Source organism: Streptomyces sp. YPW6 (genome assembly GCF_018866325.1).
Taxonomy (GTDB): Bacteria; Actinomycetota; Actinomycetes; order Streptomycetales; family Streptomycetaceae; genus Streptomyces.
Genome location: NZ_CP076457.1, coordinates 3,084,490 through 3,097,325, shown reverse-complemented (window position 1 = coordinate 3,097,325; position 12,836 = coordinate 3,084,490). Strand labels below are relative to the sequence as shown.

Sequence of the window (12,836 nt, the reverse complement as noted above, 5' to 3'; positions counted from 1 at the left end):
GCCGCGGCCGGAGCCCCCGCCAGTGCGGGAAGTCCTCCGATGAGAGCCGCGGCCACCATCCCGGCGATCGCGCGTCTGCCGGTGCCGGATCTATCGCCCCGCCGACGGCGAGGCCACCTCCTGGTCACAAGAACTCTCCACATGTATCGCTCAGCCAAAACGGAAGCAGAAGCAAAGCCGCTTGATCACCGTCGAGGCAAGTAACAGGGAAGGGAGGTGCCGCACCATGAGAAGTCATGGAAAATCAGGCCATAGAGACCGACCCGTCGGCGGAGCGTTCTGGCACCCGCCAGATGTGCAGAACCTGTGAACGTTATTGGCATGCAAAGAAACTGGTGAACCATCACGGAGCGAACAGGGGCTCCGGAGAATTCAGAACTCCGAGGCTGGGCGAGGCATGCAGAGGTGCCAGTCGTGACAGAAAGGCAACCTTCGCTTCGATCTCATACCATGCTCATTGGCTCGCCCAACGCGCACACCCGAAGATTTCAAGTCCCGTGAGGCTTCTCGGTGAAGATCACTGCCAGCGGCCGTTGAGCTCGAGGGCTGCGCGAGCTGTGTCGCCGATGCGGCAGGGGCTCACGGTGATGTGCTTGAGCGTGCGCCAGCGCTCCATGGGCTCAGCGGCCGTGCGCTCCCCGAGGGCGCGGAGGTCTCTGATCAGGGTGTTCGTGGTGCGTGTGTCGGCATCCAGAGCTCGTTCTGACGTTCCTCTCGGGCGGCGGACCGGGACGCGGATGCCGGCGCAGGTGTAGCCCTCGTCTGCCAGGGTGGGCAGGCCGTCGGCTGCTGCCTTGTGCAACGCGGGCAGGACATGCAGCCGGGCGACGGTGACGTCCGGAGTGGGGCCCGGTCGACATATGACACCCACAGCGGTGTGACGTCCGGGGCAGCCAGGAACTGGACGTTTCCGCCGAAGCTCTTGTGCTTCTGGCTCAACCGCAGATCGTTTCCGTTGTCCCGGATGCCTGCGACGCGATCGCTCTCGACGAGCATGCCGTCAAGGGGCACGTGACTCATCATCGGGGCATCGCCACATCCCTCAGGGCCGCGGCTGTCTCCGGCCCGTTGCCGCCTTGGACCGCGATCCGCCGGAGCGGCCGGCGCTCCACCCGCACCCACGTGTTCCGGTTTGTGCGTCCTCCGACAGAGCGCCGTTTCCGGATGACTGTGCTCCGGTCAATGTGGAGCCGCAGAGACCGTTCCACGCGATCGAGCACGTCATCAACCGATTCGCTCCGAAGATCAACGGCACATCTGAACCAACGACCGGCTGAGCCGGATGAAACCGCCTGGGTGTACGGGAGTTGGCGCGCGGATGAGGAGTCGGCGGCCAACCTCCGTACGGCCTCCCGAACGGCCTCCGGCTGTCGTGCCGCTGGCTACGTTGATGCCGTGCGGAGCCAGCGGCAGAGGTCGGAGAGCGACGGCGGGGGCGGACCCGAGGGCGCGCGGGGCGTGGCCGGGGGTGCTGAGCAGGTGCGTCGGGCAGGGCTTCCGGCCGTGCCAGGGGTCGTCGGCGGTGGGGCGGGGGGTCTGCTGGCCCTGCAGCGCATGATGGGGAACGCGGCCACCACGCGGGCGGTACGGCGCGGCAAACGGCCCGTCGTCCGGCCCCCGGCCATCGACGAGCGGTCGGAACAGGGTCTCGTCCTGCCGCCGTACCTGATGGACCTGGAGGCGGGCGGGCTGTCCACGGCGTACGGGCTGACCGGGCAGGAGTTCGTCCGCACCGCGATCGCCGCCGTCGTCGGGCACGGCGAGGGCACGGTGGCCGCGATCGCCGCCGAACTGTCCGGCCGTCCCGAGTCGTTCTTCGGGCGGGGCCGTGCGTTCGCCGTGGAGGGCGGGCCGGGGGCACCGGCTCCGTCGGGGGCGCAGGGCGGTGGCGGAGGGTTCGACGTGACCGTGAGCATCGCACCCGCTCCGGACGACCGGCCTCCCACCTTCCACCCGGCCGCCGACCTGCCGTCGGCCGCGCCGGACCCGGGCGGGGCGCCGCTCGCCGCCCTCGACGACGCCGAGGGCAAGGACACCAAGGTCGACGTCCATCACCACAGCGCCGCCACCGCGAGCAGTACGACCGGCAACTCCACGAGCACCGGTGCCGGCGGCACCGCGTTCGGGCTCGCCCCCGTAGCACCGGGGCTGTGGGTCGGCGGCGCGGTGACCGGCAGCGTGCAGCCCTGGCAGTCCTCGCGGGACTCCCGCACCCAGCGTGGCGTGGCCGAACCCCGCGTGCTGCGCAGCGACCAGGGCTCGGTGGAGGTGCCGCGCCGCGTTCTCTACACCGTACGGATCCGGCGGCAGGCAGGCGGCGACGAGCAGTCCTTCCGGGGCTCCGGCACGCTCACGCAGCGCGTGCCCACCGAGCACCTCATCCCGGCGGGCACCGGGGCCCCGGAGCGGCCGCGACCGGCCGACGACCGCCTCGCCCGGAGCGTCTCGCTGGCCGACTCGCTCGCCCCGGTCGGCGTCTCCGACACCGCCGCACCGCACCAAGGCGGCGGCGGGCTCTTCGACGCGGTCGCCTCCGTCCTGCACCCGTCCCTGACCGCGCCCGGAGCGCCCGGCCGCTCCCGACTGTACGAGGCGACCGCCACGCCCACCGTGCTGGAGGACCTGCCCCGGCTGTTGCGCGACGGCGTCACGGGCGACGAGCTGTACGCCAAGGACGGAACCGGTGCGGGAAGTTACCGCATGCGTGCCGTCGTCACCGGACTGTCCCCCGCCTGGGGCGCCGGGAAGACCCAACTGCGTACGCACCAGCAGTCCCAGCACTCCACGGCCGACAGCGCGGGCAAGGGGAGGGCGGTCACGGCGGGTGTCGGACCGGCGGTCGGGCTGGGTGCGGCGGCCAACGCGGCCGTCGTACGGGCCACCGCGATGCCGGTCGCCGGGGCGCGCAAGGCCCGGTACAGCGTGAACGAGCAGACCGTCTCCAGCAGGCAGGGCGCGGAGGTGCGCGGTGAGAAGGCGCTGTACCTCGGGACCGTACGGCTCACCGTGGAGGGCACCGGCCCCCGTTCGGCGGGGATGATCCTGCGCCCGGAGAGCCGGGTCGCCACGCACACCCTTCAGGTCTGGGTCACGCTGCGGGCGGACGAGGCACAGGAGTTGGGGCTTCCGCTACCGCCGGGGAAACAGGCGGGCGACTTCCTCAAGCCGCCGACGGAGGGGGCGGAGGAGGCGGCCGGAGGCACGTCGGAGGGCGGGGAGCGCGTTGCCGCGGGGTCTCAACGGCACCTGCCCTTCGGCGCCATGGGGTCGAGCGTCACCCTGGGACGGCTCGACACCGCCCCCATGCTCAAGGCCGTGCAGGAGCTGTTCGCCACCGACCCCCGGCTCACCGGCTACCTGCCCGCGTTCGGTGCCACCGCGCCCTCCGCGGGCGCCAGCAGGGAGGAGGCCGAGGCCCAACGCGCCAACTACCGCGACCTGATGGCCACCCTCTCCGAGACCAACCTGCGCGTGAACAAGGACCAGTTGCTGTCCACCGGCATCCGGGTGCGCCTGCGGCGCAAGACCGCCATGCACGCCCACGACGTACAGGTACGGGTCCACGGGGATCTGGGCGAGGCCACCCACCTCGGCGACATCGACGACTGGCTGGTGCGCAGCCACGCCGGAGTGGCGGCCAACGTGCAGACCGGGCGCAGCAGTTCGCGTTCGATCGGCGGCATGGTGCTGGCGCAGGCCCGCCTGGTCCCGGGCGCGCTCACGGGCTCGGCCCGCTACGAACGCACCAGCTCCGGCGGTCGCCGCAACCAGGGCGGCCCCACGACCCGTACCGACGTCCTCACCAACGGATCCGAGAAGGCGAGCGCGTTCGGGGCGGCGCTCCGCCTGAACGTGGACGTCACCATGACCTCGCGGCAGCGCAAGCTGGCCCGTGCCGTCGCCCCGGGCGGCCCCGGCCGGGACGCGCCGGAGGCCAGGCTGCTGTCCGGGCTGCACCTGGAGGAGCAGGACGTACGGCTGCTGACGCCGGCGGAGTTCACGGTCGGCGCGCAGGAGAAGCGGCGGCTGGACGCGGGCGGCGGCCGGGCCCCGGGCCCCGAGCAGCCCGTGGGGGCGGCCGGGATCGGCGATCTGGCCGCCCTCGCCCCGGCCCCGGCCACCGGGCGGCTCGTACGGGACTGGCAACTGGTCGAGACGGTCGGTGACGGGCAGGCGGTCCGGGACCTGGCCCTCACACTGCTGGCCCGCGCCGCCGCACGGGGTGAGGCGGGCCGCCAGGACCCGGCGCTCGCAACGGAGGGTCTCGCGCCCCGGCTCGCGGTCGAGGAGCGCTTCAGCCCGCAGGCGATCACGGGCGCGCTGCGGCAGGCCGCCTCCTCCGGCTGGGTGGTGAAGAACCTGCGTCACCCGCGCCGCCTGGCCGCCCTGGACGGTGCGGTGGGCACCCGCCTGGCCCTGGCCGCGCCGCAGTTGGTGCACGAGGCGGCGGGCCCGGGGACGGAGACGTTCGTCCTGGGCGGCCATCAGGCGGGCGGCCAGCTGAGCAGCGGCACGGCGAGCACGGTGCAGGTCGGCGCGACCGGCGTGCAGAACGGCGCGGACTGGCGGGTCGGCGAGGGGCTGTCGGGGTTCAGGACGACGAGCGAGGGCGACAGCGAGGCGGCCACCGTGTCGGGGACGGTGGAGCGGAACGCCCACACGCCGAAGAAGGCCCCGCTGTATCTCGTACGGTGCGATCTGCTGGTCACGATGGTCGCGGAGGTCAAGGTCACCGGCGGCGGCCCCTACGTGGCGAACGCGGCCCGCACCCTGCCGGGCGCGGCGGCGGTGTGGCTGACGGCGGAGCAGCTGCGGGCGGCGGGGGTGGAGCTGCCGGAGTCGGCGCGCAAGGCGCTGAAGCTGGATGCGGAGGCCTCGGCACCGGCGCGACCGGCACCGGCGGCGACACCGACACCGGCACCGGCTCGAACGGCACCGGCAACGGCACCGCCGGTGGCGTCCACGTCCGCGGCGGCCCAGGCATCGGCAAGGGCGTCCGGGGGCGGTGGGCAGGCCCGCCCCGGACCGGCCCTGGCCCGCGATCTGCCGCTCGGCTTCGGCATGATCGAGGAGCTGCCGGACTTCGTCCCCCTGCTGGAGCGGCTGCGCGGAAGCCTCGCGCGGACCGGCCGGCAGGACCTGGCCGATGACTTGTTGCCCCGCCGGCAGCTCCGCGACCGCAACGACAACGTGCAGCGCCTGCTGCGGGTCCTGGACCGGGACGGTTCCACCGGTCTGCTGGGCAGCGCGATGGACGGCGGAGTCACGGTGGAACTCCTGGACGGCCGCAGGACGCCGTACTGGGCGGTGTTCACGGTGGACCGGGTCGGCGCGGGGTCGTGGGAGGGAGCGGCGGACGACGGCCGGGACATGGAGTACATCACCTCGGCGGTCGCCCAGCAGGCCACGTCGCACGACGAGCGGGAGACCACCGGAGTGGAAGGCGTCCTCGCGGGCTCCGGCAAACCGGACGGCGGGGCGGGGCCGGTCAGGAGCACCGGGGCCGCGGCCGGCCTGGGAGCCGCCTCGGGCGCCGGGCGCCGCCGGGGCGGGGCCGCGCGGGGGCAGCTGGGGATGAAGACGGTCGCGGAGGCCAAGACGGCGAAGGCGGCGAAGATGCGGGTACCGGTCATCGCCACCCTCGAACTCCACCGGGGAGACCGCCGGCTGGCGTTCGCCGCCACCGGCCGTACGTCGCTGGTCCACCGGATCCTGGAGAGCGACCTCACGGCGCTGCGCCGGGTGACCGCGCCGCGCAGAGCGCCGGTGCGCGCCCCGTCGGACAGCCCGCCCGGCGACCCCGCCGGGCTGGGCGCCTGGCGGTCGGGCGGGGTGCCGTTGCCGATCGAAGCCCAGGTGAACGGCTTCCAGGGCGCCCCGCGCGTCAGGGAGCTGGTGTCCTCCGCGATACGGGCGGCGGGCGGCGGCGACCGCTTCCACCGCAAGGGCCAGGCCGCCGCGTACACGCTGGGCGAGGCGGTCTCCACCGAGTGGCTGATCTCGGCCCTGCCCCTGCTCACCAACGCCGGTGCGGAACTGCCCCCGGTCCACGCGAGCGGCCCGTCGGGCCAGGACCTCCGGGCCTCGGTGCACGCGCGCCTGCGGGCGGGCCGAGTGCTGGGGGCCGGGGACAAGATGGCGTTCGAGACGATCGCCCAGAGTGCCCCGGGAGCGCCCCGCCCCACCCAGACCGACGGCCAGAGCTCGGCCGAACAGGGTCGGCAGGCACGCGGACTCGTCGGCGCCGGGGTGCTGAACGCCGACGAGTTCCGGCTGAACCAACTGCTGGGCAACGCGGGCGGCGCGGGCTCGGCGAGCGGCGCGTCGGCCCACGGTGCGGGCTCGATGCCCGTGCACAAACCGAAGTTCACATCGGTGCTGGTCCAGTTCACGCTGGACGTACGGGTGGTGGCGCGGGTCACGGACCGGGTGCGCACCTCCCGTACGACGGTGGCGGAACGCGAACTGACCCTGCCCCGCCCGGTGGTGGTCCGGATGCCGCTCCCGGTGGCGCGACGCCTGCTGGCAGCCCGCCCGGACGCGGTGACCGACCCGCGCGACCACCTCGGGGTCCGGGCCGCGGCCGCGCCGCCGCCGTCGGGGCCCTGACCTGGGGGAGCACCGCGGCCACGGCGGAGGGCCGCGGCCACGGGGGAGGGCCGCGGCCACGGGGGAGGGCCGCGGCCACGGGGGAGGGCCGAGCCTCCTCACTCCTCGCGCAGCCCCGTCACCAGGTCGCGCGGCAGCCCATGCGTGTCGTGCAGGTAGTGGAAGTCCTCCTCGGTCAGCGGGCCCCGGAAGCGGGGGCGGGCGAGTACGCGGCGGCCGCGTTCCAGGAGGCGGCCGAACCGGTGTTCCTCGTCGAGCAGGGTGCGGAACACGTCGGCCGGGCGGGCGTCCTGGCGGAAGTGGTCCAGGGTGTGCCGGACCAGGTCCTCCGGCAGGTCCCCGAGGCTGCGTGAGGCGTCCTTTCGCCACAGCACGGTGAGCACCCGGCGTACCAGGCGGCGCAGCACGTATCCGCGGCCGGTGTGCGACGGGCGCACGCCGTCGCCGAGCACCACGACGGCCGAGCGCAGGTGGTCGCCGACCAGGCGGAGTTCGGGCTCCTCCAGGGGCCACAGGGGCGGTACGAGGCGGCGCCACGGATCGAAGACGTCGCACGCGAAGACGGAGGACCTGCCCTGGAGCAGGGAGGCCAGCCGCTCCAGGCCGAGTCCGGTGTCGACGTTCCGCCGAGGGAGCGGGACGAGCGAACCGTCGTCGAGGCGGCGGTGGGTCATCGTCACGTGGTTCCACACCTCCACCCAGCGGTCGTCGCGGGTGGGCGTCGACCGAGGCGGACCGTCGCCGCTCCAGAGGAAGATCTCCGAATCGGGGCCGCACGGACCGACCGGGCCGTCGCCCCCGTCGTCGTCCACGCTCTTCGGCCACCAGTTGTCCTCCACCGTGAGCTCCACGGGGACGCCGAGCCGTTGCCACAGTTCGAGGGAATCGGTGTCCGGCCCCGTCCCCGTCCGGCCGTCCCCGGCGTAGACCGTGGTGTGCAGCAGCCCGGGGTCGATGCCCAGGCCCTCGGTGAGCAGCCCGTACCCCCAGTCGAGGCTGAGCGGGCCCCCGTAGTCGCCCAGCGACCAGGTGCCCAGCATCTCGAAGACCGTCAGGTGCGTGGCGTCCCCGACCTCGTCCAGGTCCGTGGTGCGCAGACAGCGCTGTACGTTGACCAGGCGCTTCCCCAGGGGGTGCGGGCGGCCCTCCAGGTACGGGGTGAGCGGGTGCATGCCGGAGGTCGTGAAGAGGACGGGGTCGCCGGGGGGCGGCAGCAGGGTCGAGCCGGTGATCCGGCGGTGGCCGCGTTCCTCGTAGTACTCGACGAACGTCCTGATGAGCTGGTCCGTGCGCATGGGGGTGGCTCCTTCGCGGGGCTGCGGGGGAGGCACCGGAGAACGGAACCGTTCAGTCACCCGGCCGGGGCCAGAGGCTCCACGGCACTGCCGACGGACCGTTTCCGGTCGCCGGGGGAGAGGAAGTCAGGCGGCGGCAACCGGCGAGCTGGTCGCTCGCGCGGTCGCGGTGGTGCTTCGGCCGGTGACGTTCATACCGGGGACGATAGCGCGGCCCGGCCGGCGCGGGCATCCGCATTTCCCGCCCGGCGGGCCGCGCGTGGGTCGATGCGACGATCCCGTCCGGCGGGCGGCGCGTGGGCCGATGTGGCGTTCCCGGCCGGCGGAGCAGCCGGGTCAGCCCTTGATGGTCGAAGGGGAGTGACGCACGGATGCTGCCTCAGGGTGTCCCATCCGCCGATCCTCGCAAAGGCCCCTGGCGGGCCCTCAGGTGGGCCCGTTCGCCCTGGTGGCCGAAGAGGACGAGCAGTTCCACGGTGCGGTCGTCGTCGGGGCCGAGCCAGTGCGGGACGTGTGTGTCGAACTCGGCTGCCTCGCCGGGCTTCAGGACGAGGGACCGCTCACCCAGGATCAGGCGGAGCCGGCCGGACAGCACGTACAGCCACTCGAAGCCCTCGTGGGTCCGCAGCGTCGGTTCCGCACCCGCCGGGCTCGGGCGGATCAGCAGCTTGTGGGCCTGGACCCCGCCCGGACGGCTCAGCGGTACGTACGTGAGACCGTCCCGCGTCACCGGGCGGAGGTGGATGCGCGGGTCTCCGGTGCGGGGCGCGCCCACCAGTTCGTCCAGCGGGACCTGGTGGACCTCCGCCAGCGGCAGCAGCAGTTCCAGCGTCGGCCTGCGGGTGCCGCCCTCCAGGCGGGACAGGGTGCTCTCGTTGATCCCGGTCCGCTCCGCCAGCTCGGCCAGCGTCATGCCGTGCCTGCGGCGCAGTTCGCGCAGGCGGGGGCCCACCGCCGCCAGGACGCCGTCCTTGCCGCCCTTGGGTGCGGGCCCCGCTGTGTCTTCCGTGGCTGCCATGCCCGCCAGGTTGCCGAAACGGCATGGAAGCTTGCAAGGGCGGCAGGCCGCGGCGCACCTTCCTCCCAGCAGCAGAAATCAGGAAACGTCACACAGGAAACAGAGAACGGAAACGAAAGGGATCCGCCGTGAGCAGCGACACCTCCCGTGCCACCGACGCCACCGACTCCGCCGCGTTCTGGGAGAACCACTACGCCGGCGTCGACCCGCAGTGGGGCACCCGGCCCAACGCCGTCCTCGCCGAGGTCGTCACAGCGCTGGCCCCCGGGCCGGGGGGCGGCGGCGGTCGTGCGCTCGACCTCGGCTGCGGGCACGGCGGCGACGCCCTCTGGCTCGCCTCGCTCGGCTGGGACGTCACCGCCGTCGACGTCTCGGCGACCGCCCTGGAACGCGTCGCCGCCGGGGCCGTCGCGGCAGGGCTGACCGGCCGCGTCCACACCGGTCGGCACGACCTCGCCCGGTCCTTCCCCGACGGGGCCTTCGACCTGGTCACCGCCAGCTACTTCCACACCCCTGTGGAGACCCCCCGCGAACAGGTCCTCCGGCGCGCCGCCGAAGCCGTCGCCCCCGGCGGCCTGCTCGTCCTGGTCGAGCATGCCTCGCTCGCCCCCTGGTCCTGGCGGGACGGGCACGAGGACGTACGGTTCCCCAGCCCCGAGGACGTGCGCGCGTCGCTGCGGCTCGGCGACGGATGGCACACCGAGCGCTGCCACGCACCCGCGCGGACCGCCACCGGGCCCGGCGGCGAGACGGCGACCGTGACCGACAACGTCATCGCCGTCCGCCGGGCCCGCCACGCCTGAGTCACGCTGTGCGCGCGGGTCCGCCATGGCTGGGTCACGTGGTCCGCCGGGCCCGCCATGGCTGGGTCACGTGGTCCGCCGGGCCCGCCGCGGCTGGGTCACGTCGTCCGCCGGGCCCGCCACGGCTCAGGCACGCCGTTCGCCGGATCCGCCATGGCTGGGGCACGTGGTCCTCCGGGTCGGCGTCACGCCTCCGCGGGGGACGCCGGGTCTGCGTCAGGCCGGCGTGCCCGGCTCCGGCTGCCGTGCCGGGGCGTCCGGAGTGTCCGGGGCGGCTGGGGCGTCCGGCCCCGGGGCCACCGCGTCCTGGACCGTCAGCCGGTCCCGCTCGGCGATCTCCCGGGTCTGCTCCGCCACCCACGCGGGGTTGATCGCCGGGGGCTCGCCCCGGGCCTCCTCGTTCACGAACAGGCAGAACGGGTGGCCCGCCGGGTCGAACAGCACCCGTACGTCGTGCTGCGGCTGGAAGTCCGCAGGCCTCGCGCCCTCCGCGACCGCGTGGGCCACGCCCGCCTCCAGATCCGCCACCTCGAAGTCCAGGTGCAGCATCATCAGCTGGTCGCCCGACGCGGCGGGCCAGACCGGCGGCACGTACGGCTTCGCGGTCTGGAAGCTCAGGCCCGGACCGCCGCCGGGCGGCAGGAGCTTCACCCAGCCGGGCTCCTCCCGCACGGGCTCCCACCCCAGGAGGCGGCGGTAGAAGTCCGCCAGCTCCGCCGCGTCCGGAGCGTCGAGAACCGTGCTGGACAGGGTCAGGGACGGGCGGGGCGTGGTCATCGTCTGCCTCCTCGTGCCGGAAACGTGCCGGTACGTCTACCCCGCACCGGCACGTTCACCGCCCCGGGAACGGTCCCGGCCCCGGGAACGGTCCCGGCCCCGGGAACGGCCCCGGGCCGGCTCAGCCCGCGACGATGTCCTCGTACCCGCCGATCTCGCGCGGATCCCGCGTCCCCGGGCCCACGTACGTCGCCGACGGGCGCACCAGGCGGCCCGTGCGCTTCTGCTCCAGGATGTGCGCCGACCAGCCCGCCGTACGGGCGCACGTGAACATCGAGGTGAACATGTGGGCCGGGACCTCCGCGAAGTCCAGCACGATGGCCGCCCAGAACTCCACGTTCGTCGCCAGGACCCGGTCCGGGCGACGGTTGTGCAGCTCCTCCAGCGCCGCCTTCTCCAGCGCCTCCGCCACCTCGAAGCGCGGGGCCGCCAGTTCGCGGGCCGTGCGGCGCAGGACGCGGGCGCGGGGGTCCTCGGCGCGGTAGACGCGGTGGCCGAAGCCCATCAGGCGCTCACCCCGGTCCAGGGCCTGCTTCACGTACGCGGTCGCGTCGCCCGTACGCTCGATCTCCTCGATCATGCCGAGGACCCGGGACGGGGCGCCGCCGTGCAGCGGGCCCGACATCGCGCCCACCGCGCCGGACAGGGCGGCCGCGACGTCCGCGCCCGTCGAGGCGATGACCCGGGCGGTGAACGTCGAGGCGTTCATGCCGTGCTCCGCCGCCGACGTCCAGTACGCGTCGACCGCCTTCACGTGCTTCGGGTCCGGCTCGCCGCGCCAGCGGATCATGAAGCGCTCGACCACCGAGTGCGCCTTGTCGATCTCGCTCTGCGGCACCATCGGCAGCCCCTGGCCGCGCGCCGACTGGGCGACGTACGACAGCGCCATCACTGCGGCCCGCGCCAGGTCGTCCCGGGCGGTCGCCTCGTCGATGTCCAGCAGCGGCTTCAGACCCCAGACCGGGGCGAGCATCGCCAGCGCGGACTGGACGTCGACCCGGATGTCACCCGAGTGCACGGGGATCGGGAACGGCTCGGCGGGCGGGAGTCCGGGGTTGAACGCCCCGTCCACCAGCAGCCCCCACACGTTGCCGAAGGAGACGTGACCGACCAGGTCCTCGATGTCGACCCCGCGGTAGCGGAGCGAGCCGCCCTCCTTGTCCGGTTCGGCGATCTCCGTTTCGAACGCGACGACTCCCTCAAGACCGGGTACGAAGTCGGACATCAGGCGGCTCCCTCAGTTCGGCGGGCGACGGGCGGTGCGCGGCGTGCTGGGCTGTGCGGAGGCCACAGCGGCCTGCCCCAAGATATTGGCGGGTTCCTCCGATGCGGGGAAGCGTGACATCCGGCACAGGGCCCCCTTTCGGCGGGGCGCGGTTACGGCCCCTGGGAGCCGGGAACACTCGGTCCCTGCGGCAGGATGGGGCCCGTGCCCACACCAGAAGGTTCCACGGGACCCCTCCCGGACGATTTCACCACCGATCCCGCGGCCATGCGCGAGCAGTACCGCTCGGAGGACTTCGTCGAGGGCGACCTCGCCGCCGATCCGATGGAGCAGTTCGCCCGCTGGTTCCGCCAGGTCGCGGTCGGCGGCGTGCTGCACGAGCCCAACGCGATGGTCGTCTCCACCGCCGACGCGGACGGCCGCCCGTCCTCGCGAACGGTGCTGCTCAAGCAGTACGACGACCGGGGCTTCGTCTTCTTCACGAACTACGGCTCCCGCAAGGGCCGCGAGCTGACCGCGAACCCGTACGTCTCCCTGCTCTTCCCCTGGCACCCGATGGCCCGCCAGGTCATCGTCACCGGCACCGCCGCCCGCACCTCCCGCGAGGAGACCGTCGCCTACTTCCGCACCCGGCCGCACGGCTCCCAGCTCGGCGCGTGGGCCAGCGACCAGTCCAGCGTCGTCGCCTCCCGCGAGGAGCTGATCGCCCGGTACGAGGAGCTGGCCGCCCGCTACCCCGAGGGCGAGCGGGTCCCGGCCCCGCCGCACTGGGGCGGCTTCCGGGTGGTGCCCGAGACGATCGAGTTCTGGCAGGGGCACGCGAACCGGCTGCACGACCGGCTGCGGTACGTCAGGGAGGGCGACGGGGCGCACGGGGGTGCGTGGCGGGTGGAGCGGCTCTGCCCGTAGGGCCGTCGCCCGGCCCCGGACAGAGGCCCGCACAACGCAGAAACCCGCAGGCTCTGGTTCCTCCGTGCACAGAGGAGCCGGCCGGACTTACCGGCGAGCCTGCGGGTCGGTGACTGCTGGGAATTGGCCGACATCCGGCCTTGCACTGCAAAGAGCGCGACGACGGGCGTCAGCCCGCAGCCACCTCACGAGTCCGAGAA

The 12,836-nt window shown here is 73.8% G+C and carries 8 protein-coding genes and 1 pseudogene; 3 read left to right on the top strand and 6 right to left on the bottom strand.

Annotated features, from left to right (window positions below; translation table 11 throughout):
* Positions 1–517 precede the first annotated feature (517 nt).
* Together KME66_RS13465 and KME66_RS34550 are read right to left on the bottom strand one after the other, a co-directional pair.
* Positions 518–871 (bottom strand): transposase family protein, encoded by a 354-nt coding sequence (locus KME66_RS13465; protein ID WP_216322182.1) that lies wholly within the window; start codon positions 869–871, stop codon positions 518–520.
* 154 nt (positions 872–1,025) lie between these two features.
* Positions 1,026–1,220 (bottom strand): annotated as a pseudogene (locus KME66_RS34550) (hypothetical protein); the annotation flags it as partial.
* Between the two features lie 334 nt (positions 1,221–1,554).
* On the opposite strand from KME66_RS34550, the gene KME66_RS13460 reads away from it, so the two are divergent.
* Complete coding sequence (locus KME66_RS13460) at positions 1,555–6,609, top strand: hypothetical protein (RefSeq protein WP_216322180.1); 5,055 nt, start codon at positions 1,555–1,557, stop codon at positions 6,607–6,609.
* Positions 6,610–6,707: 98 nt separating this feature from the next.
* On the opposite strand, the gene KME66_RS13455 is transcribed toward KME66_RS13460, so the two are convergent.
* Entirely contained in the window at positions 6,708–7,904 is a 1,197-nt protein-coding gene (locus KME66_RS13455; RefSeq protein ID WP_216322176.1) for an alanine--tRNA ligase-related protein, read from the bottom strand.
* Between the two features lie 379 nt (positions 7,905–8,283).
* A complete protein-coding gene (locus KME66_RS13450; RefSeq protein WP_216322173.1) occupies positions 8,284–8,922 on the bottom strand; it encodes a helix-turn-helix domain-containing protein in 639 nt (212 codons plus the stop codon).
* Positions 8,923–9,050: 128 nt separating this feature from the next.
* Here KME66_RS13450 and KME66_RS13445 point away from each other — a divergent pair, with 128 nt between their 5' ends.
* A complete protein-coding gene (locus KME66_RS13445; protein ID WP_216322171.1) occupies positions 9,051–9,725 on the top strand; it encodes a bifunctional 2-polyprenyl-6-hydroxyphenol methylase/3-demethylubiquinol 3-O-methyltransferase UbiG in 675 nt (224 codons plus the stop codon).
* A 216-nt stretch (positions 9,726–9,941) separates the two neighbouring features.
* Here KME66_RS13445 and KME66_RS13440 read toward each other — a convergent pair whose 3' ends face one another.
* A complete protein-coding gene (locus KME66_RS13440; protein ID WP_216322168.1) occupies positions 9,942–10,502 on the bottom strand; it encodes a VOC family protein in 561 nt (186 codons plus the stop codon).
* Between the two features lie 121 nt (positions 10,503–10,623).
* Complete coding sequence (locus KME66_RS13435) at positions 10,624–11,727, bottom strand: citrate synthase 2 (RefSeq protein ID WP_032764213.1); 1,104 nt, start codon at positions 11,725–11,727, stop codon at positions 10,624–10,626.
* 267 nt (positions 11,728–11,994) lie between these two features.
* On the opposite strand from KME66_RS13435, the gene pdxH reads away from it, so the two are divergent.
* On the top strand, positions 11,995–12,636 hold the full coding sequence (gene pdxH / locus KME66_RS13430) for a pyridoxamine 5'-phosphate oxidase (RefSeq protein WP_073219765.1): 642 nt from the start codon (positions 11,995–11,997) through the stop codon (positions 12,634–12,636).
* Positions 12,637–12,836: the final 200 nt, after the last annotated feature.